Here is a 20,018-nt window from a genome sequence, read left to right on the forward strand (position 1 = left end):
CGCAGGCTCGCTCGACGAGCGGGCGGGGATCAGGGGACCGTGCGCCGGAGCGTGAGGTAGGAGATCCCGCCCAGCACGAGCGTCAGGAGGAGTCCCCATGCGGCGAGGCCGACGGCGCCCAGTCCGACCAGCGACGACACGACCTCGCCCCATGCCTCGAAGCGGGTGATCGCCCAGATCGCAACGAGCAGCAGTACGCCTACGCCGACCCAGATGAGCGTGAGCACGAGCGCCCCCGAGCGCTTGTAGACGGTGGCGGACCAGAACCCGAGCATGAAGATGAGCATCGCCATCACGAAGTAGAAGAAGGCAGCGCCGAGCGCGCCGTCCTCGACGACCCAGTCCAGGGCGAAGAAGTACCCGTTGATGCCCCAGCCGTTCGTCGCCTCCTCGATCAGCCCGCCGACGGCGAAGACCACCGCCAGCAGTGCCGCGCACATCGCCGCGGCGAGCATCGTGCCGAAGAAGAACTCCCTGCGGGTGACGCTCATCGCCTGCGAGAACGGGAAGGTCAGCGTGAGCGACGAGATCCCCACGAACATCAGCACCCACAGCGGCGCCTGCGAGCCGCCGCCGTAGAACGGGCCGGTCAGGCCCGACGAGTTCAGGATCGCGTAGATCGCGATCGATATCGCGAACGAGGAGCCGAGCACGATCAGCGGCACCCAGACGAACGTCTGCTTGTTGATCAGCTGCATGCGCACGACGTTGACGGTGCGGTTCATCGCAGCGCTCCTTCCTCGGATGCCGCGGACTCGGCCGCGTTCTGGGTGGTGCGCACGATCAGCTGCTGCAGCGAGACCGGCGCGACGTCGAGGCCGGCGGCCGCGAGCCGCTCTCGGTCGGCGAGCGACAGGGCGCCGAGGACGGTGACGGATGCCACGTTCCCCAGGCTCTCGCGGTGGATCACCTGTCGGCCGGTGACGAATGCGTCGACGGCGCTCGCGTCGCCCACGATGTTCGCGGCGCGGTCGCGCACGGCGTCCGTCGCCTCGTCCATCACGATGCGTCCGTGATCGATGACGAGCACGCGCTCGATGAGGTTCGACACCTCGTCGATGAGGTGGCTCGAGAGGATCACCGTGCGCGGGTGCTCGGTGTAGTCCTCGAGCAGCCGGTCGTAGAAGATCTGTCGCGCGACGGCGTCGAGGCCGAGGTACGGCTCGTCGAAGAACGTGATCTCGGCGCGCGAGGCAATGCCGATGATGACGCCGACCGCCGACAGCTGCCCGCGCGACATCTTCTTGATGCGCGTCTTCTGGGGCAGCTGGAAGTCGTTTATGAGCTGCGCGGCGAGCTCGTCGTCCCAGTTGGGGAAGAAGAGCTTCGCGGCGCCGAACGCGTGCTTCGGCAGCGCGTCGTCGGGATACTTCTGGCTCTCGCGCACGAAGCACATGCGCGAGAGCACCTTGGCGTTCTCGTACGGGTGCATGCCGAACACCCGGACATCGCCCGAGGTCGCGAAGTTCTGCGCCGTGAGGATCGACATGACCGTCGTCTTGCCGGCGCCGTTGCGGCCGAGCAGGCCGTAGATGGTGTCCTTCTCGATGGTGAAGCTCACGTCGTCCACCGCGACGACGTCGCGGTAGCGTTTGGTGAGATTCTTCACCTCGATGACGTGGTTCCCGGTCGTCATCGTGCGTTCCCTTCCGTGGTGGTCGCGGCCTGCGCTCCGGCGCGGTCGCGGATGAGCAGTTCCAGATCATCGGGCCCGAGCCCGAGCTTGCGGGCCTCGGCGAGCAGCGGCTCGACGAAGCGGTCGGCGAATGCTGTGCGGCGTTCGTTCATGAGGAGTTCGCGCGCACCCGGTGCCACGAACATGCCGATGCCGCGCCGCTTGTACAGCACGCCTTTGTCGGTCAGCATCGCGACTCCCTTCGCGGCGGTGGCGGGGTTGATCCGGTAGAAGGCGGCGAGCTCGTTCGTCGACGGCGCCTGCGCCTCTTCGGCGAGGCTCCCGTCGATGATGGAGTCCTCCACGCTCTCGGCGATCTGGAGGAACAGCGCCCGGCCTTCTTCGATCACATCAACTCCGCTTGGTCGGTTAGTTACTTGACTAAGTAACCATGGAAGCCGGGACGGCGTCAAGCCCCGCCCGCCGACGGCCCCGGGTGCCGCCCGCCGTGCTATCACGCGTGCGCGAGGTACCGAAACGGCCGATCGGTGTCGAATTTGCAAGCCCACGCGGCCCATGAAACGGTGGTTGAGGCTCTCCACGGGCCCCTCCCGACCAGTCCGCGGTCTCCGGTGACGCCCGAGCGTCAGACCGGCGAGCGTATGGTCGGCGGCCGCGGCGCGGATCCGACATCCGCTGCAGGAACGGCCGCCACCCGGGCGCGACCGATGCAGCTCCTGCACCGGAGCTGCCGAGGTGCACAGTGACCGTTCCGCCTGCCATCGAGGCGAGGAGCCTTTTCAAGGTCTTCGGACGCAATCCCAGGGAAGCCGTCAAGCGGCTCCGTGCCGGCGCCACGCGCGCCGACGTCGCCGACGCCGGCTCCGCCGCCGTGATCGACGCCAGCTTCACCGTCCAGCCCGGGGAGATCTTCGTGATCATGGGGCTCTCGGGCTCCGGCAAGTCCACGGTGCTGCGCATGCTCAACGGGCTGCTGCCGCCGACCGCCGGCGACGTCTTCGTGCAGGGACAGAGCGTCACCGATGCCTCTGCCAAAGCGCTACGGGGCATCCGTCAGCGTTCGATCTCGATGGTGTTCCAGCACTTCGCGCTGCTGCCGCACCTCACCGTGCTCGACAACGCCGCGTACGCCCTCGAGATCCAGGGCGTCGGACGCGACGAGCGCCGCGCGCGGGCGCGCGAGATCCTCGACAAGGTCGGCCTCGGCGATCGCGCCGACGCGATGCCCGACGAGCTCTCGGGCGGCATGCGCCAGCGCGTGGGCCTTGCCCGGGCGCTCACGTCGGGCACCGACATCCTGCTCATGGACGAAGCCTTCTCGGCCCTCGACCCGCTCATCCGCCGCGAGATGCAGGAGCAGCTCATCGAGCTGCAGCGCGAGCTCGGCCGCACCATCGTGTTCATCACGCACGACCTCAACGAGGCGATGTTCCTCGGCGACCGCATCGCGGTGATGCGCGACGGCCGCATCGTGCAGAACGGCACGCCCGAAGAGATCCTCACCGACCCGGCCAACGACTACGTCGCCCAGTTCGTGCAGGACGTCGATCGTGCGCGAGTGCTCACCGCCGGCTCGGTCATGGCTCCGCCGGTCGCCACGACGCCGGTGAGCGCCGGCGTCCGCGGCGCGCTCCGTGTCATGCGCGACCTCCAGGTCGGCTCGGTGTCGGTCATCGAGAACCGGCGTTTCCTCGGCTCGGTGACCGACCGCGCGGTCATCCGCGCCGTCAAGGACGGCCGCACCGACCTGCGCTCGCTCGTGCGCAACGGCCGGCCGGCCGTGCACGTCGATGATCCGCTCACCGATGTCGTCGAGCGCGCGGTCGAGAGCCCCGTGCCGGTCGCCGTCATCGACGACGCCGGCCGGCTCGTCGGCACGATCCCCCGTGTGACCCTGCTCGCCGCCCTCGGAGACGTCCCGCCGGTGACCCGTGAGAACCCCATCATCGACGTGCCCGCCACCGTCCCGGCGAGCGTCATGACCGAGACCCTCGAAGTCGTCGACCAGACCGGCGCCGTGCCGGCCGGCCGTGCGGCCGCGCCGGCGGAGGTCGACGCCCACGAACACTCCGCCGCGGAAGGAGCCCTGCGATGAACGACCTGATCCGCCTCCCGCTGGGCGACGTCGTCGAGACCGGTGTCCGTTGGGTGATCGACGCGCTCGGCGGCTTCTTCGACGTGGTCGCCGTGATCTTCCGCGGCCTCTACGACTGGCTCGACGCCTCTCTGTCGACACCGCCGTTCTGGGCCGTGATCCTCGTGATCGCCGCGTTCGCCTACTGGTCGAAGGGCCTCATGCTCGCCGTCGGCAGCGCCCTCGGCCTGCTCGTGATCGTCGCGGTCGGCCAGTGGTCCAACGCGATGGACTCCCTCGCGCTCGTGATCCTCGCCGCCGTCGTGGCGATCGCGATCGCCGTGCCGCTCGGCATCTGGGCCGCGCGCAGCGACCGCGTCTCGAAGACGCTGCGTCCGGTGCTCGACTTCCTGCAGACGATGCCCGCCTTCGTCTACCTCATCCCCGCGATGCTCATCTTCGGCGTCGGCCCCGTGCCCGGCATGGTCGCGACCATCGCGTTCGCGCTCGCGCCCGGCGTGCGCCTCACCGAGCTGGGCATCCGCGGCGTCGACCCCGAGATCGTCGAGGCCGGACACGCCTTCGGCGCCTCGCCCGGGCGCATCCTGCGCCAGATCCAGCTGCCTCTCGCCCTTCCGAGCATCATGGCCGGCGTCAACCAGGTCATCATGCTGAGCCTGTCGATGGTCGTCATCGCGGGCATGGTCGGCGCCGGCGGCCTCGGCGGCCAGGTCGTGCAGAGCCTCAGTCGCATCGACATCGGGCTCGGCGTCGAAGCGGGCCTCTCGGTCGTCATCCTGGCGATGATCCTCGACCGCGTCACGTCGGGCTTCTCCCAGCCGCGCGCCCGCAAGCCTCGCGCCGCCGGCGACACGAAGGCGGACACGGATGCTGCCACCCCGGCATCCGCGACCCCGAAGCCCGCGCAGACCGAGGCTGCAGCTGGGCCCACGCGCCCGGAGGCTCCGGGCGACGCGCCAGCGGCGCCTGAAGGGGGCGTGGGGACCATTCCCGATGCTCCCGCAGAGCGACCCGAGCCCGTCCGGGCCTGACCCGACAGGAGAAGAACCGACATGACCAAGCGACGCATCATCGCCGCCGGACTCGCCCTGGCGGGGACCGCCGCCCTGCTCGTCAACGGCGCGCTCGTGCAGACGGGCGTGGGCGGCTCCGACAAGGGGCACCTGACGATCGCCGTGTTCAACGGCTGGGATGAGGGCATCGCGGCGTCCGAGCTGTGGAAGGCCGTCCTCGAGGAGAAGGGCTACACCGTCGACCTCGAGTACGCCGATCCCGCGGCCGCGTACACCGGCATCGCGAAGGGCGACTACGACCTGACGCTCGACACGTGGCTGCCGCTCACGCACGCGGACTACATGGAGACGTACGGCGACGACCTCGTCGACCTCGGAGCCTGGAACGACGAGGCCAAGCTCACGATCGCCGTGAATGAGGACGCGCCCATCGACTCGCTCACCGAGCTCGCCGCGAACGCCGACGTGTTCGGCAACCGGCTGGTCGGCATCGAAGCGGGGTCGGGGCTCGTGACCGTCACGCAGAACGACGTGATCCCGGGCTACGGACTCGAGGGCATGGAGTTCGTGACGTCGTCCACGCCCGCGATGCTCACCGAGCTGCAGGCGGCGACGGACGCCGGACGCGACGTCGCCGTCACCCTCTGGCGGCCGCATTGGGCGTACAACGCGTTCCCGCTGAAGGACCTCGAAGACCCCGACGGGCTGCTCGGCGACGCCGAGGGCATCCACACCGTGGCATCGACGTCGTTCGCCGACGAGTTCCCCGAGATCTCGGACTGGCTCGAGGCGTTCCGCATGGACAACGAGCTGCTGTACTCGCTCGAAGACGCCATGTTCGGCGAGTACGACGGCGACGACTACGGCCCCGTCGTGGCGAAGTGGGTCGCCGACAACCAGGACTGGGTCGACGGCCTCACCCGCTGACTGGCGGCCGTCATGCCCGCACCGCAATAGGGTGTGGGCATGACGGTGGCCTTCGTTCTCGGCGGCGGCGGGGTGCGCGGTGCCGTCGAGATCGGGATGCTGCGGGCCCTGCTCGAGTCCGGCATCCGCCCGGATCTCGTGGTCGGCACGTCGATCGGCGCCATCAACGGCGCCCTGGTCGCGAGCGAGCCGACCCCGGCCGTGATCGAACGCCTGCTCGACGCCTGGACCTCGCCCGAGGCGAACGCCGTCTACGGCGACTCGCTGTTCGCCCAGTTCACGCGCCTGGTGAAGACCAAGACGCACCTGAATTCGCCGGCGCCGCTGCGGCACCTGCTCGAGCGGTCCCTCGGCGCCGACACGACCTTCGAGGACCTCGCCGTCCGCCTGCGCGTGGTTGCTGCGAGCATCGAGCGCGCCGCCGAGCACGTGTTCGAGTCGGGTCCGCTCATCGAGGCGATCCTCGCGTCGGCCTCGGTGCCGGGACTGCTCCCGCCCACACGCATCGGCGACGAGCACTTCATCGACGGCGGCATCGTCAACTCGATCCCCATCGAGCAGGCGGTCGAGGTCGGTGCGACGACGGTCTACGTGCTGCAGGTCGGCCGCATCGAGACGCCGCTGGTCGCTCCGCAGTCGGCCGTCGACACCGCGCGCGTGGCCTTCGAGATCGCCCGCCGCCACCGCTACGCCCGCGACGTCGCGACGCTTCCGGAGGGGGTCGCCCTGCACGTGCTCCCGAGCGGTGGCGGCCTCGACGGCGATGACTCGCTGATGTCCTACCGCCGCATGGACACCGTCCACCGGCGCATCGACGCGGCCTACGAGGCCAGCCGCGCGTTCCTCGCCGAGCGAGGGCTGGGTGCCGAGAGGGGGGATTCGTGATGCGGATGCTGCCCACCTGGGTGCGCCGCATCCTGCTCGCTCCGCTCGTGATCGTGGCTGCGCTCGTCATGCTGGTGCTCACACCGCTGTGGCTGCTCGCTGCGCTCGCGCTCACCTCCCTCGTGCCGGGGCGGTTCCGGCTGCCGCGCGTGCTGTGGCTCGTGACCGTGTACCTGCTGTGGGACGCGATGCTCGTTGTCGCCCTGTTCGCCCTCTGGATCGCCTCGGGCTTCGGGTACGCGCTGCGCCGGCCGGGCTTCGTCACCGCCCACTATCGCCTCGGCGCCTGGGCGCTGCGGCTCCTGTTCTGGATCTTCGGCGGCGTGCTGCGGCTGACGATCACGACGACCGGCGCGGACGACGCGGATCCCGCGACCGGCCGGTCCGCGTTCGACGCGCTCCTCGCCCCCGGCACCCCGCTCGTTGTGGCGAGCCGGCACGGCGGCCCGGGCGACTCGTTCATCCTGATCCACACGCTGCTCAACGAGGTCGCGCGCCGGCCGCGCATCGTGCTCAAGTACACGCTGCAGTGGGATCCGGCGATCGACATCCTGCTGCACCGCATCCCCGCGCGGTTCATCGTGCCGTCGGGGTTCGGTCACGGGCGCAATGGCGGCGGCGCTTCGGTGGAGGCAGCACTTCGCGACCTCGCGACCGACCTCGGCCCCCGGGACGCGTTCGTGATCTTCCCCGAAGGCGGCCAGGTCAGCCCGACGAGGCGGCGCTCGCGTATCAAGCGGCTGCGCGACGCGGGCCGTGAGGCCATGGCCGAACGCGCCGAGGCGATGACGCACGTGATGGCGCCGCAGCCGGGCGGCATGCACGCGGCGCTGGATGCCTCACCCGACGCCGACGTCGTGTTCATCGCCCACACCGGACTCGACCGACTGCACACGCTGCGTGACGTCTGGCGCGAGCTGCCGATGGACAAGGGCATCACGATGCGCGCGTGGCGCGTGCCCCGGTCGGAGATCCCCGAGGACCTCGACGCCCGCGCCGCGTGGCTCTTCGACTGGTTCGCCCGCATCGACGGGTGGATCGACGCCCACCCCGAGCTCGCCGCCTGACGCCGTCGCGGAGTCCCGGGCGTGCCGTCTCGCCCCATCCTCGCGTGGCACGTGACGGACGGGTTCCGTCGTTCTTGCTCGCGCGCTCATCGATGGGTGGCACCACTCCTGGGGATAAGGACGCGGGTGACGTCCTTATCCCCAGGAGTCATCGGCCGCGGCCGTTGCGTACGGGGCCGTTCTCCATCGGCGGTGCCACCTGTCGATCGAGCGAGGAACGAACTCCTCGAGATCTCCGGGTGGGCGGGCGGATCACCGGTGGGGCTTGGGGTGTGTCACGCGGCCGGGCGAATCGCCGTTCGTGCGCGACGGCACCGGCCACGTCGCACCCGGAGGCGGGGTCGTGCTCGGGCGCTTCGGCGGGAAAAGCGGCTCGGGCCCGGGCTCGGGCGAGTCCGGAGCCTCCGCGCGCGGCAGGGACGCAGCATCCGTCACCGTCGTCGTGGCGGAGGTGACGGGCCCGAGCTCGAGCATCACCTTCTTCTCGAGCACCTCGATGGCTTCGTCCGAGATGGAGATGAGTCCGTCGAGCTCCTCGCGCACGCGGCGGTAGGCGAGCTGGCGCTCGGCCGGCGTCGCGGCCTCGTCGATCGCGACGGTGAGGAGCTTCTTGGCGGTGTCGAGGCGCTTGCGCTCGTCGTCGGTGAACGTCGAGTCGCGCAGGCGCCGCGCGTCGCGCTCGGCGACGTCGAAGGCGACCTCGAAGTCGGCGACGGCGTTGCGGTACTCGGCGAGCTGCTCCTTCGACAGGCGTGCCTTCGCCGAGGCGGGGCGGAGTCCGTCTGCGATGCGCTTGGCGCGCAGGAACGCGGCCGTCAGGGGCTGACGCCCGTCGCTCATGGCCGGGAACGCGATGATCTTCGCGACGTCGAGCTCGTACTCGAGCCAGCGCGCCGTGACCGCGTCGTGCGTCGCGAACAGTCGCTCGAGCTGGGTCACCTGCGTCTCGCGGGAGGCCGACCCGGCCTGCGAAGCCGTCACGGTCGCGGTCGCCCCGGTGATCGGAGGGAGGGATGCCGCCGGCACCGCCTTGCCGCGCGCCGCGGCTTGGGCGGCTTTGAGCTCGGCCTTCGCGTGCATCACCTCGAGGCGGCGCTTGTGGCGCATGCGCGCGCCACGCTCCCAGGCATTGCCGACCATGCCGAGGACACCCATGAGCGGGAAGACGAGCCACCAGAAGTTGCCCGCGAACTCCCAGAACGCTTGCACACTGTCATGCTAACGGCCGGTCGCCGCCGCGTGGTCGGCTCAGGGCACCCTGCCAGCGGGCGGCTCGTTCGTTCGGGGTGGGGGGATCCGTGCGATGAGTGCCGGAAGGCGGTCGGCGATCTCCGACAGCACCGCTGCGGCGGCGGTGAGCCCGGCGGCGGCCGTCGCTCCGGCCGACGACGGACGCGGCGCTCCGGGAACGCCCGACTGCCGCTCCGCCTCGGCGAAGGTCGCCTCGAGGTGGCGCACCGCGACGCGGTACTCGAGGAACTGCTGCGGCGTCACGCGGTCGCGCAGGGTCGGGCGCTTCACGAGGGCCTCACGCTGAGCGCGCAGGAACACGACGGTCGCCGGATGCCGCGGGTCCGTCATCTGCGGATACGTCAGCGCCTTGTCGACATCGGTCTCGTACGCCAGCCACCGCGTGTTGACGCTGTCGTGCGCCGCGTAGAGGCGATCGATCGGCAGCGGGTCATGAGAGGAGGCGGCGCGGTACTGCGCGTACCCGGCCTTCACGCGTGTGCGGCTCGCGCGCAGTGCGAGGGAGGCGGTCTTCTCGTCCTGCCTCGCGGCCTGCAGCTCGCGCCGCGCATCGGCGGCATGCGCGGGCGGGACCGAGGAGCGGGACTTGGCGGTCAGCAGGTCGGCCTGCGCGGTGCGCAGGCGCGCTCTCGCTGCGACGAGGTCCCGGTACGCCTGCGACTCCTCCGCGCGGGCGGCATCGAGCTCCAGGCGTCGTGCCCGGCGGTTGCGCGTCGTCATGCCGGCATAGGTGGCCGCCCCGGCGCCAACGGCCGCCGGACCGATCCACCACCAGCTCGACACGATGAGGAGGATGGGCTCCACCCTGCCATGATAAACGCGATATAGCGCGGTTGTCGCCGGGAGTCTGCTGACACCTCGGCCACCCGCCGCGACTTCAGCCGAAGAGGAGGGCGAAGACGGTGGCCCCGCCGCCGACGAGGATCAGGGCGACGATCGTCACCCACGCGATGATCTTGACGCGCCGCTGCCGGGTGTCGCTGAAACCGCTGTACTCGTCGTCTTCCGCCGCCATGCGACCCATCCTACTTGTGGGTCTGGGGCGCTCTTTGTCCGTTGGGGCGGAGATTCTGCGCCCCAACGGAGAGAATGCGCCCCACACCTGGGTGGCTCAGGACGTCAGGCGGTGTGCTCGGTGATGATCGGGCCGAAGGCGTCGGGCAGCGTCGCGGTCGAGAGGTCGCGCAGCTCCGCGAGCGGGACGGTGAACAGACCCTGCACCTCGAGCGCGGGCTCGTCGCCGTCCGCGGCCGCGTCGGTCACGCCGATGCGCAGCACGGGGTAGCCCCGGCCCTCGCACAGACCGCGGAACTTCACGTCGTCCTCGCGGGGGACCGAGACGATCACGCGACCCGTGGACTCCGAGAACAGGGCGGTGGCAGCATCCACTCCGTCGCGCTCCATGATCTCGTTCAGCCACACGCGCGCGCCGACGCCGAAGCGCATGGTCGCCTCGGCGAGGGCCTGTGCCAGGCCGCCCGACGAGAGGTCGTGCGCCGACGAGATGAGCGACTGCTGCGAGCCGGCGTGGATGAGCTCGGCGAGCTTCTTCTCCTGGGCGAGGTCCACCGCCGGTGGGCGTCCGCCGAGGTGGTCGTGGATCGTGCCGGCCCACTGCGAGCCCGACAGCTCGGTCGAGGTCACGCCGAGCAGGTAGATGTTCTCGCCCGCGTCCTGCCAGCCCGACGGGATGCGGCGCGCGACGTCGTCGATGATTCCCAGCACGCCGACGACGGGCGTCGGGAAGATCGGCTGATCGCCGGTCTGGTTGTAGAACGAGACGTTGCCGCCGGTGACGGGCACGCCGAGTTCGAGGCATCCGTCCGACAGACCATCGACGGCCTGTGAGAACTGCCACATGACCTCGGGATTCTCGGGCGAGCCGAAGTTGAGGCAGTCGGTGACGGCGGTCGGCTCGGCACCGCTCACGGCGACATTGCGGTACGCCTCGGCCAGCGCCAGCTTCGCGCCCTGGTACGGGTCGAGCTGGCAATAGCGGCCGTTGCAGTCGGTGGCGATCGCGAAGCCGAGACCGGAGTGCTCGTCGACGCGGATCATGCCGGCGTCGTCGGGGAACGACAGCGCGGTGTTGCCCATGACGTAGTAGTCGTACTGGTTGGTGATCCACGACGTGTCGGCGAGGTTCGGGCTCGCGACGAGCTTCGTGAACTGCTCGCGCAGCGTCTCGGCGTCGGTCGGACGCGGGAGGGCGGATGCCGAGTCCTCGCGCAGCGCGTCGATCCACGTGGGGTAGGCCACGGGGCGCTCGTAGACCGGGCCGTCGACCGCGACGGTCGAGGGGTCGACATCGACGATCTGCTCGCCGTGCCAGAAGATCTGGAGGCGGCCGTCGCCGGTCACCTCGCCGAGCACCGACGTCTCGACGTCCCACTTGCCGACGACCTCGAGGAACGCGTCGAGCTTCTCGGGCGCGACGATCGCCATCATGCGCTCCTGGCTCTCGCTCATGAGGATCTCCTCCGGCGTGAGCGTGGGGTCGCGCAGCAGCACCTTCTCGAGGTCGACGCGCATGCCCGAGCCGCCGTTCGCGGCGAGCTCGCTCGTGGCGCACGAGATGCCCGCGGCGCCGAGGTCCTGGATGGCCTCGACGAGCTCGTCGCGGTACAGCTCCAGGCAGCACTCGATGAGCACCTTCTCGGCGAACGGGTCGCCCACCTGCACCGCGGGGCGCTTGGTGGGGCCGCCGTCGGCGAAGGTGTCGGAGGCGAGGATCGACGCACCGCCGATGCCGTCGCCGCCGGTGCGGGCGCCGAAGAGCACGACCTTGTTGCCCGCGCCGGTCGCGTTGGCGAGCTTGAGGTCCTCGTGGCGGAGCACGCCCACCGCGAGGGCGTTGACGAGCGGGTTGCCCTGGTAGACGGCGTCGAACACGGTCTCGCCGCCGATGTTCGGCAGGCCGAGGCAGTTGCCGTAGAAGCTGATGCCCGAGACGACGCCGTGCACCACGCGCGCGGTGTCGGGGTTGTCGATGGCGCCGAAGCGCAGCTGGTCCATGACGGCCACGGGGCGCGCGCCCATCGAGATGATGTCGCGCACGATGCCGCCGACGCCGGTCGCGGCGCCCTGGAACGGCTCGATGTAGCTGGGGTGGTTGTGCGACTCGACCTTGAAGGTGACCGCCCAGCCCTCGCCGATGTCGACGACGCCGGCGTTCTGGCCCATGCCGACCATGAGCCGTTCCTTCATCTCGTCGGAGACCTTCTCGCCGAACTTGCGGAGGTAGATCTTCGAGGACTTGTAGGAGCAGTGCTCGGACCACATGACCGAGTACATCGCCAGCTCGCCCGAAGTGGGGCGGCGGCCGAGGATCTCACGGATCCTGTCGTACTCGTCGGGCTTGAGACCGAGCGCCGCGTACGGCTGCTCCTTCTCGGGCGTGGCGGTGGCGTTCTCGACGGTGTCGGCGACAGAGGTCGAAGAGGGGGTGGTCACGCGGCTCAGCTCCAGAAATTCGGGGATGCCGGACCTGAACAGTCTAGTTCGGCACGCGACGGGTTGACGGATGCTGCAGCCAAGGCTAACCTACAACCAAATGGTTGTAGGAATTGAGCTCAGCGATGACGAGATCGACCGCGTGTTCCACGCACTGGCAGCGGCGACCCGGCGCGACATCCTGCGTCGGACGCTCTCGGGCGAACACTCCGTATCGGCTCTCGCTCGCGAGTACGACATGTCGTTCGCGGCGGTGCAGAAGCACGTCACCGTGCTCGAGGCCGCCGGCCTCATCGTCAAGCGCGCCGATGGCCGCGAGCGCCTCGTCCGTGCGGACCCCGAGATGATCGCCCGCGCTCGCGCCCTGCTCGCCCGCTACGAGGACCTGTGGCGCGCACGCATCGACCGGCTCGATGCGCTGCTCGCCGAACCCGCCGGTGCGTCCGGCCCCACCGAAGAACCGAAGAACGATCACCGCAGGAACGAAGGAGAATGACGATGCCCGTCACCGACGTCACCACCGACCCCGAAGCGCTCACCCTGACGCTCACGGCCGACTTCGCCGCTCCGGTCGAGCGGCTGTGGGAGGCCTTCACCGATCCCCGGCAGCTCGAGCGGTTCTGGGGCCCTCCGGGCTACCCCGCCACCTTCACCGAGTTCGACCTGACGGCCGGGGGCCGCGCCCGGTATCACATGACGAGCCCGAAGGGCGAGGAGTTCCACGGGGTGTGGGAGTTCCTCGAGATCGACGGCCCGCGCACGTTCACCGCTCTCGACTCGTTCGCCGATGCCGACGGCACGCCGCTGGCCGAGATGCCGACCTCGCGCATGGTGTTCGCCTTCGACCAGACCTCGACGGGCTCGCGCCTGGTCAACACCACGTACTTCGACTCCGCCGAGGCGCTCGAGAAGGTCGTCGCGATGGGCGCCGTCGAGGGCGCGACGATGGCGATCAACCAGCTCGACCGCGTGCTCGACGGGCTCCGTGCCTACGCGGCGGGCAAGGGCACGCAGACCGAGATCCTCGACGACACCCACGTGCGCATCACGCGGCTCATCGAGGGCCCGATCGACCTCGTGTGGCGCGCGCACGAGGAGCCCGAACTCGTGCAGCAGTGGCTGCTCGGACCCGACGGCTGGCGCATGTCGGTGTGCGAGATCGACGGATCCGTGGGCGGGAAGTACCGCTATCAGTGGGAGCCGCTCGAAGGGACCGAAGGCGAGACCTTCGGCTTCGACGGCGAGACGCTGCTCACCGAGGCGCCGCACCGCGCGGTCACCACCGAGCACATGACCGGAACCGAGTTCCCCTCGACGCTCAACGACCTCAACCTCTACGAGGAGGACGGCGCCACCCTCATCACGCTGCTCATCGAATACCCCGACAAGGAGACGCGCGACATCGTCCTCGCCACCGGGATGACCGACGGCATGGAGGCCAGCTACGGCCGCCTCGAGGGCGTGCTCGCCGGAGTGTGAGCGCGGAGGATCACGAGATGAACGAGAACACCGCCGAGCGCACGATCACCACGCACGTCGTGGGGGCGGGCGACGACGCGATCACGTACGACGTCCATGGGGACCTGACAGCGGCCACGGCCGACCGGCCGGCGCTGTTCCTCTTCGCCGCGCCGATGGACGCCGGCGGATTGGCGCTGCTCGCCGAGCAGTTCGCGGATCGCCCCGTGGTGACCTACGACCCGCGCGGCGCCGGGCGCAACCCGGTGGGCACGGCCGACATCACGGTCGAGCAGCACGCGGCGGATCTGCACCGCGTGATCGCGGCGCTGGACTGCGGCCCCGTCGATGCGTTCGGCACCAGCGGCGGGGCGGTGAACCTGCTCGCGCTGGTCACGGCGCACCCCGAGGACGTGCGCATCGCCGTCGTGCACGAGCCGCCGCTCGCGGACGTGCTTCCTGACCGGGAGGCGGTGCTCGCGGTGGTCGCCCACATGAAGCGCACCTACGCCGAGCGCGGAGACGGCGCCGCCATGGCGACCTTCATCCCGTTCGTCATGCTCGACGGCCCGGTGCCCGACGGCTATCTCGACCAGCCCGCGCCGGACCCTGCGATGTTCGGCATGTCGGCTGAGGACGACGGCACCCGCACGAACCCGCTGCTGCGGAACATGCCGGCCACCATCGTCTACCGCGTCGACGCGGACCGGCTGAGGGCGCTGGGCGACCGGCTCGTGATCGCGGCGGGTGTGGAGTCCGCCGACACGCTGCCGGCGCGCGGCGCGCGCGGAGTCGCCGCGGTGCTCGATCTGCCGGTCGCCGACTTCCCGAGCCACCACGCCGGCTTCACCGACCAGCCGGGGTTTCCCGGCGACCCGGCGGGCTTCGCCGCTCGCCTCCGGGAGGTGCTCGGCTGACGACCGCTGCGCGCCGAGGGGTCGCCGCGGGCCGTTCACCGCCGCCGCATACGATGGCGGCGTGGACTTCTCCTTCGCTTTCACGCCCGATCTGATCGCCGTGTTCCTGACGCTGTTCGTCCTCGAGGTCGTCCTCGGCGTCGACAACGTCATCTTCATCTCGATCCTCGCGTCCAAGCTCCCCAAGGAGCAGCAGGCCAAGGCCCGCAATCTCGGCCTGACGCTGGCGATGCTGATGCGCGTCGTGCTCGTGCTGTTCGCCGGTTGGATCATCACGCTCAAGGAGGAGGTGTTCTTCATCGGCGAGATGGGCTTCTCGTGGAAGGACATCATCCTCATCGCCGGTGGACTGTTCCTCGTCTACAAGGCGGTGACCGAGATTCACCACAAGCTCGAGGGCTCCGAGGAGGAGCACGGCGGCGGCGGCCGCAAGGCCGTGACCTTCGGCTCGGTGATCGCACAGATCCTGGTGCTCGACCTGGTGTTCTCACTCGACTCGGTGATCACCGCGGTCGGCATGACGACCAACCTCCTCGTGATCATCACCGTCGTGGTGCTGTCGTTCGGCATCATGCTCTTCGCGTCGCGCTTCATCTTCGCGTTCGTCAACAAGCACCCCACGGTGAAGATGCTGGCGCTGTCGTTCCTCCTGCTGATCGGTGTGTTCCTCATCGCCGAGGGCTTCGGGTTCCACATCGACAAGGCGTTCATCTACGGCCCGATGGCGTTCGCGATCTTCGTGGAGGCGCTCAACCTCTGGGCCGCCGCCGCGAAGGCGAAGCGCGAGCAGCGCCGCCGCACTCCCGTGCAGCTGCGCCCCCAGTACCCCGACGTCGACGAGTCGGTCGCCGTCGCCGCCGCGCTGTCGAAGGACCCGGGGTCGGGGTCTGTGGGCCTGTCGTCGAAGCCCGTGACGGGCGACGCGGTGCCTGGCGCGGCCGAGGAGCGCCAGGGCCTCGGCTGACCGCCGACCCCCGCCATCCAGGCGCACCGCGGCGACGCGTCGTCGCGCAAGTGCTGCACTTTCCTGCAACCGCTGCGTCGCCCGCCACACGGATGATCTCGCCGTCGGCGATCCGTGCGCGGAGCCGTCGGTCGTTGACCGGTTCACCGTCGTTCTCGCGCCGGCGGAACACCGTCCGGAGCGGCGGCTCGTGGATCCACATCCCTCTACGGTGGCGGCGCGACGACGCCGGCGAGCCGCAGGTTGTCCGATCGGTGGGTCCACGTTCGTCGCGCCGGACTGGGGAGGAGCCGCAACTGCTGCACTTTCCCGCAACCGCGGTGTCGTGCGACGCAGCAGTCGTAGGAAACAGCAGCGGTTGCGCGGCGGCGACGGCGCAGCCCGGGGACTCAGGCGGCGGCGTCGGCGAGGAGGCGATAGCCCATGCCGGACTCCGTCAGCAGGTGCGCGGGGTTGCCCGGATCGGACTCGAGCTTCTTGCGCAGCTGCGACATGTACAGCCGTAGGTAGCCGGTGTCGGCCACCTGCTCGGTGCCCCAGATGTCCTTGAGCAGCGCCTGCCGTGTCACGAGCGACCCGGGATTGCGGGCCAGGAACTCGAGGATCTTCCACTCCGTGGGCGTGAGGTGGACGCGCTCGCCGGAGCGCGTCACCGTCTTGGTGGACAGATCCACCACGACGTCCCCGAAGGTGACGACGGGGACACCGGATGCTGCGGTCATGCGTCGCGACAGCGCCCGCAGCCGCGCGAGCAGCTCGTCGATCTGGAACGGCTTGGTGACGTAGTCGTCGGCGCCCGCGTCCAGCGACTCGACCTTGTCGGCGGAGCCGGTGCGCCCCGAGACCACGATGATCGGGGCCGTGCTCCAGCCCCGCAGCGCCTCGATCACCTGCACGCCGTCGAGGCGCGGCATCCCGAGGTCCACCATCACGATGTCCGGATGCTCCTTGGCGGCGAGGGCGATCGCCGCGGCCCCATCGGGGGCGGCGAGGACCTCGTAGCCGTGGGCGGCGAGCGTGATCCGCAGCGCGCGGACGAGCTGCGGATCGTCGTCGGCGATCAGGACCTTCACGGCAGCGACCTCTCGTCGGCGGGGATCGCGTCCGCGACCGGCAGCGCGATGACCATCGTCAGGCCTCCTCCAGGGGTGTCCTCGGGGGCGAGCGTACCGCCCATGCCCTCGGTGAACCCCTTCGACAGGGCGAGTCCGAGCCCGAGTCCGGCGGTGTTGTCGGTGTCGCCGAGCCGCTGGAACGGCACGAACATGTCGTCGCGGCGCTCCGGCGACACCCCTGTGCCGTGGTCCACCACCCGGATCTCGGCGGTGCGCCCGAGCCGGCTCGTCGCGACGCGCACGTGCGATCCGGCCGGGCTGTGGCGCGCGGCGTTCGCGAGCACGTTGACCAGCACCCGCTGCAGCAGCACCGGGTCGGCTTCGACGTGCGGCAGGTCGGGGTCGAGCGCGAGCTCGAACCGGTCGGGGCCGGCGCCGAGCTCGTCGAGCGCGGCCAGCACGACACCGGCGGTGTCGATGGACTGCAGCGACACCGCGAGCACGCCCGCCTGCACGCGGCTGACGTCGAGCAGGTCGGTGACGAGCGCCGACAGGGTCGCCAGCGACTCGTCGGCCGTCGCGAGGAGCTCCGCCCGGTCCTCGCGCGACAGGTGAGGGCCCGCGGCGCGGAGCCCGCCGACGGCCGCGACCGCGGCGGCGAGCGGGCGGCGCAGGTCGTGGCTCACGGCCGACAGCAGCGCGCTGCGCACCTGGTCCGTCTCGGCGAGAGCTCCGGCCTGCCGTGCCGTCGCGGTGAGGTCGGTGTGCTCGAGGGCCGCCGAGAGCTGGGCGGCGACGGCGTCGATGAGCCGGCGCTCGGACGCGTCGAGCACGTGGCCGTGCAGCTCGAGCATCGCGGGCGGACCCCCGTTTCGGCGCGCGACCGTCACGGCCTCGTACCGGCCGTCGCGCACGGGCTCGCCGTCGGTCGCGACGACGGAGCCGTCGGCATCGACCAGCCGCACGCCGGCCAGCCCGAGCGATTCTCGCGTGCGGCTGATCAGTGCGGGCACCGCGGACTCCCCGCGCAGAACGCTGCCCGCGACGTTCGCGAGGAGCTCGGCCTCGGCCTCGGCGCGCCGGGCGGATCGCGCGGCGCGCGCGGCGCGATCGACGATGAAGCTGACCAGCACGGCGATCACGACGTAGAGGATGAGCGCCCATACGTTCCGCGGATCGGCGACCGACACCGTGTAGTAGGGCGCCACGAAGAAGTAGTTCAGGGTGAAGCCCGACATCACCGCGGCGAAGACCGCGGGCCAGATGCCGCCGACGAGCGAGACCAGGACCACGAGCAGCTGGTACGCGAGCACGTCGCTCGTGATCGTGTCCTCACTGCGCAGCGACACCAGCAGCCACGTGAGCAGCGGCCCGCCGATCAGCGCCAGCGCGAAACCGAGCAGGCGGCGGCGGACGCTCAGGGCACCGCCGGTCACGCGCGGCAGGGGGAACCGGTCGCCCGCCGCATCGTGCGTCACGATGTGCACGTCGATGTCGCCCGACTCGCGGATCACCGTCGCTCCGATGCCGGGGCCGGTGACGAGCGTCGCGAGGCGACCACGCCGGCTCACGCCGATCACGAGCTGCGTCGCATTCACCGAGCGGGCGAACTCGACCAGGGCGCGCGGGATGTCGTCGCCGACGACCTGGTGGTAGGTGCCGCCGAGCGACTCGACGAGCGCCCGCTGCGCGGCGAGGGCGCCGGGGTCGCCCGAGCGCAGGCCGTCCTGACTCGACACGTGCACCGCGAGCAGCTCGCCCCCTGCGGAGCGGGCCGCGATCCGCGCGCCGCGGCGCAGCAGCGTCTCGCCCTCGGAGCCGCCGGTGAGGGCGATGACCACGCGTTCGCGCGCCTGCCACGCACCCTCGATGCCGTGCTCTGCGCGGTAGGACTTGAGGGCGCTGTCGACCTCGTCGGCCAGCCACAGCAGCGCGAGTTCGCGCAGTGCCGTGAGGTTGCCGAGCCGGAAGTAGTTCGACAGCGCCGCGTCGATCCGCTCGGCAGGGTAGACGAGTCCCGCCGAAAGACGATCCCGCAGCGACTGGGGCGACAGATCGACGACCTCGACCTGGTCGGCGGCTCGCACCACGGCATCGGGAACCGTCTCGCGCTGAGCGACGCCGGTGATCTGCTCGACGACCCCGCCGAGCGACTCGATGTGCTGCACGTTGACGGTCGTGATCACGTCGATGCCCGCGTCGAGGAGGTCGGCGACGTCCTGCCACCGCTTGGGATGCCGAAGGCCCGGCGCATTGGTGTGCGCGAGTTCATCGACGAGGGCGATCTCGGGGCTGCGCTCGAGGACTCCCTCGAGGTCCATGTCGCTGAGTTCGACGCCGCGGTGCGACACGAGCGTGCGGGGCACGAGGGGCAGTCCGTCCATGAGCGCGGCGGTGGCGGCGCGCCCGTGCGTCTCGACGACCGCGATCACGACATCGCGCCCGTCCTCGGCGAGGCGGCGGCCCTCCTCGAGCATCTCGTACGTCTTGCCGACGCCGGGCGCCGCGCCGAGCAGCACCCGCAGCTTGCCGCGCTTCACGTGCTCACCCTATTTCTTCCTGGCTGCCCTTGGTTTGGGGCGGATCCTGTCCGTTGGGGCGCGACTTCTCCGCCCCGACGGACACATCGCGCCCCAGACGCGGGAGGGGGAACGGATGCTGCAGCTCCGGGCACGGTCACGAACCCAGCGCGTCGAGGGCGAGGTTGAGCTCGACGACGTTCACCCGCGGCTCGCCGAGGTACCCGAGGTCGCGCTGCTGGATGTGCGCCTCGACCACGCTGCGCACCTCGGACTCCGAGAGCCCGCGGGCCGCCGCGACCCGGGGGACCTGGAGCAGCGCGTACGCGGGGCTGATGTCGGGGTCCAGGCCCGAGCCCGACGCGGTCACCGCGTCGGCGGGCACCTGCGACGGATGCACGCCCTCGAGCTCGGCGATCGCGGCCTTGCGCTGTTGGATGACCGAGACCAGCTCGGGGTTCTCCGGGCCGAGGTTGGAACCGCTCGATGCACCGCCGTCGTACCCGTCGCCGGCAGCGGAGGGACGCGACTGGAAGTACCGCGCGAGTGCGGCGCCCGAGGCATCCGCGAAGGACTGTCCGATGAGGGAGGACCCCACGGTGTCGCCCGTGGCGTTCTTCACGAGCGAGCCGTTCGCCTGCCATGGCAGGGCGAGCTGGCCGATGCCGGTCACGAGCAGGGTGTAGCCGACGCCCAGGACGAGGGTGAACACGAGCATCGCGCGGACGGCGACGCCGGTCGTGCGGAGGGTGGTGCGAGTGCTGGACATGGTTCTCCT

At 70.5% G+C, this 20,018-nt stretch carries 19 protein-coding genes; 9 read left to right on the forward strand and 10 right to left on the reverse strand.

All coding sequences use genetic code 11. The features are described from left to right. Positions 1-29 precede the first annotated feature (29 nt). Genes RS82_RS18520 through RS82_RS18530 form a run of 3 tightly spaced genes read right to left on the reverse strand, consistent with a single transcriptional unit; the run spans position 30 to position 2,025 of the window. Positions 30-725, reverse strand: coding sequence for a hypothetical protein (locus tag RS82_RS18520; protein ID WP_045302129.1), 696 nt, complete (start codon positions 723-725; stop codon positions 30-32). Then, on the reverse strand, positions 722-1,636 hold the full coding sequence (locus RS82_RS18525) for an ABC transporter ATP-binding protein (RefSeq protein WP_045302131.1): 915 nt from the start codon (positions 1,634-1,636) through the stop codon (positions 722-724). The genes RS82_RS18520 and RS82_RS18525 overlap by 4 nt, the downstream gene beginning before the upstream one ends. After that, positions 1,633-2,025, reverse strand: coding sequence for a GntR family transcriptional regulator (locus RS82_RS18530; RefSeq protein WP_045302133.1), 393 nt, complete (start codon positions 2,023-2,025; stop codon positions 1,633-1,635). The genes RS82_RS18525 and RS82_RS18530 overlap by 4 nt, the downstream gene beginning before the upstream one ends. Positions 2,026-2,378: 353 nt before the next feature. Here RS82_RS18530 and RS82_RS18535 point away from each other — a divergent pair, with 353 nt between their 5' ends. From RS82_RS18535 to RS82_RS18555, 5 genes are read left to right on the forward strand one after another with little or no spacing between them, the layout of a single operon-like run. Beyond that, complete coding sequence (locus RS82_RS18535; RefSeq protein ID WP_045302135.1) at positions 2,379-3,731, forward strand: quaternary amine ABC transporter ATP-binding protein; 1,353 nt, start codon at positions 2,379-2,381, stop codon at positions 3,729-3,731. Next, positions 3,728-4,762 carry an ABC transporter permease gene (locus RS82_RS18540; protein WP_245619654.1) on the forward strand — a complete coding sequence of 345 codons (1,035 nt, stop codon included), beginning with the start codon at positions 3,728-3,730 and terminating at the stop codon, positions 4,760-4,762. Before RS82_RS18535 ends, RS82_RS18540 begins: the two co-directional genes overlap by 4 nt. A 21-nt stretch (positions 4,763-4,783) precedes the next feature. Further along, entirely contained in the window at positions 4,784-5,671 is an 888-nt protein-coding gene (locus tag RS82_RS18545) for a glycine betaine ABC transporter substrate-binding protein (RefSeq protein ID WP_045302137.1), read from the forward strand. A 39-nt stretch (positions 5,672-5,710) separates the two neighbouring features. Then, on the forward strand, positions 5,711-6,556 hold the full coding sequence (locus RS82_RS18550; RefSeq protein ID WP_045302138.1) for a patatin-like phospholipase family protein: 846 nt from the start codon (positions 5,711-5,713) through the stop codon (positions 6,554-6,556). Then, positions 6,556-7,623 (forward strand): 1-acyl-sn-glycerol-3-phosphate acyltransferase, encoded by a 1,068-nt coding sequence (locus RS82_RS18555; RefSeq protein ID WP_045302141.1) that lies wholly within the window; start codon positions 6,556-6,558, stop codon positions 7,621-7,623. Before RS82_RS18550 ends, RS82_RS18555 begins: the two co-directional genes overlap by 1 nt. 252 nt (positions 7,624-7,875) lie before the next feature. On the opposite strand, the gene RS82_RS18560 is transcribed toward RS82_RS18555, so the two are convergent. The 4 genes from RS82_RS18560 to purL all read right to left on the reverse strand — a co-directional run bounded on the left by RS82_RS18560 (position 7,876) and on the right by purL (position 12,327). Continuing rightward, a complete protein-coding gene (locus tag RS82_RS18560) occupies positions 7,876-8,832 on the reverse strand; it encodes a hypothetical protein (protein WP_052676933.1) in 957 nt (318 codons plus the stop codon). A gap of 39 nt (positions 8,833-8,871) precedes the next feature. Next, positions 8,872-9,678, reverse strand: coding sequence for an RND family efflux transporter (locus RS82_RS18565; protein ID WP_052676934.1), 807 nt, complete (start codon positions 9,676-9,678; stop codon positions 8,872-8,874). Between the two features lie 73 nt (positions 9,679-9,751). Further along, positions 9,752-9,889, reverse strand: a complete 138-nt coding sequence (locus RS82_RS21600) for a hypothetical protein (protein WP_169748726.1) — start codon at positions 9,887-9,889, stop codon at positions 9,752-9,754. A 104-nt stretch (positions 9,890-9,993) separates the two neighbouring features. Then, entirely contained in the window at positions 9,994-12,327 is a 2,334-nt protein-coding gene (purL, locus tag RS82_RS18570) for a phosphoribosylformylglycinamidine synthase subunit PurL (RefSeq protein WP_045302142.1), read from the reverse strand. A 100-nt stretch (positions 12,328-12,427) separates the two neighbouring features. On the opposite strand from purL, the gene RS82_RS18575 reads away from it, so the two are divergent. The 4 genes from RS82_RS18575 to RS82_RS18590 all read left to right on the forward strand — a co-directional run bounded on the left by RS82_RS18575 (position 12,428) and on the right by RS82_RS18590 (position 15,666). Then, positions 12,428-12,823, forward strand: coding sequence for an ArsR/SmtB family transcription factor (locus tag RS82_RS18575; RefSeq protein WP_045302145.1), 396 nt, complete (start codon positions 12,428-12,430; stop codon positions 12,821-12,823). 2 nt (positions 12,824-12,825) lie between these two features. Next, positions 12,826-13,806: an SRPBCC family protein gene (locus RS82_RS18580; RefSeq protein WP_045302148.1), complete on the forward strand. Its 981-nt coding sequence runs from the start codon at positions 12,826-12,828 to the stop codon at positions 13,804-13,806. A 17-nt stretch (positions 13,807-13,823) separates the two neighbouring features. Next, positions 13,824-14,702 carry an alpha/beta fold hydrolase gene (locus RS82_RS18585; protein WP_045302150.1) on the forward strand — a complete coding sequence of 293 codons (879 nt, stop codon included), beginning with the start codon at positions 13,824-13,826 and terminating at the stop codon, positions 14,700-14,702. Positions 14,703-14,763: 61 nt separating this feature from the next. Next, complete coding sequence (locus RS82_RS18590) at positions 14,764-15,666, forward strand: TerC family protein (protein ID WP_045302152.1); 903 nt, start codon at positions 14,764-14,766, stop codon at positions 15,664-15,666. Between the two features lie 389 nt (positions 15,667-16,055). Here the strand turns inward: RS82_RS18590 and RS82_RS18595 are convergent, their stop codons facing one another. The 3 genes from RS82_RS18595 to kdpC form a co-directional block, all read right to left on the reverse strand. Then, the gene (locus tag RS82_RS18595) at positions 16,056-16,739 is read right to left on the reverse strand and encodes a response regulator (RefSeq protein WP_045302154.1); all 684 of its coding nucleotides are present in this window, start codon (positions 16,737-16,739) and stop codon (positions 16,056-16,058) included. Continuing rightward, entirely contained in the window at positions 16,736-19,261 is a 2,526-nt protein-coding gene (locus tag RS82_RS18600; RefSeq protein WP_045302156.1) for a DUF4118 domain-containing protein, read from the reverse strand. Before RS82_RS18600 ends, RS82_RS18595 begins: the two co-directional genes overlap by 4 nt. Positions 19,262-19,397: 136 nt before the next feature. Beyond that, on the reverse strand, positions 19,398-20,009 hold the full coding sequence (gene kdpC / locus RS82_RS18605) for a potassium-transporting ATPase subunit KdpC (RefSeq protein WP_045302159.1): 612 nt from the start codon (positions 20,007-20,009) through the stop codon (positions 19,398-19,400). Between the last annotated feature and the right edge of the window lie 9 nt (positions 20,010-20,018).

This window comes from Microbacterium trichothecenolyticum (assembly GCF_000956465.1).
GTDB lineage: Bacteria > Actinomycetota > Actinomycetes > Actinomycetales > Microbacteriaceae > Microbacterium > Microbacterium trichothecenolyticum.

Bases quoted from the DNA above. Each gene is read 5' to 3' on its own strand.
- RS82_RS18525 (WP_045302131.1), bottom strand. From the start codon at position 1,636: ATGACGACCGGGAACCACGTCATCGAGGTGAAGAATCTCACCAAACGC.
- RS82_RS18545 (WP_045302137.1), top strand. From the start codon at position 4,784: ATGACCAAGCGACGCATCATCGCCGCCGGACTCGCCCTGGCGGGGACC.
- RS82_RS18555 (WP_045302141.1), top strand. From the start codon at position 6,556: ATGCGGATGCTGCCCACCTGGGTGCGCCGCATCCTGCTCGCTCCGCTC.
- RS82_RS18585 (WP_045302150.1), top strand. From the start codon at position 13,824: ATGAACGAGAACACCGCCGAGCGCACGATCACCACGCACGTCGTGGGG.
- kdpC (WP_045302159.1), bottom strand. From the start codon at position 20,009: ATGTCCAGCACTCGCACCACCCTCCGCACGACCGGCGTCGCCGTCCGC.
- RS82_RS18520 (WP_045302129.1), bottom strand. From the start codon at position 725: ATGAACCGCACCGTCAACGTCGTGCGCATGCAGCTGATCAACAAGCAG.
- RS82_RS18550 (WP_045302138.1), top strand. From the start codon at position 5,711: ATGACGGTGGCCTTCGTTCTCGGCGGCGGCGGGGTGCGCGGTGCCGTC.
- RS82_RS18580 (WP_045302148.1), top strand. From the start codon at position 12,826: ATGCCCGTCACCGACGTCACCACCGACCCCGAAGCGCTCACCCTGACG.
- RS82_RS18575 (WP_045302145.1), top strand. From the start codon at position 12,428: ATGGTTGTAGGAATTGAGCTCAGCGATGACGAGATCGACCGCGTGTTC.
- RS82_RS18540 (WP_245619654.1), top strand. From the start codon at position 3,728: ATGAACGACCTGATCCGCCTCCCGCTGGGCGACGTCGTCGAGACCGGT.
- RS82_RS21600 (WP_169748726.1), bottom strand. From the start codon at position 9,889: ATGGCGGCGGAAGACGACGAGTACAGCGGTTTCAGCGACACCCGGCAG.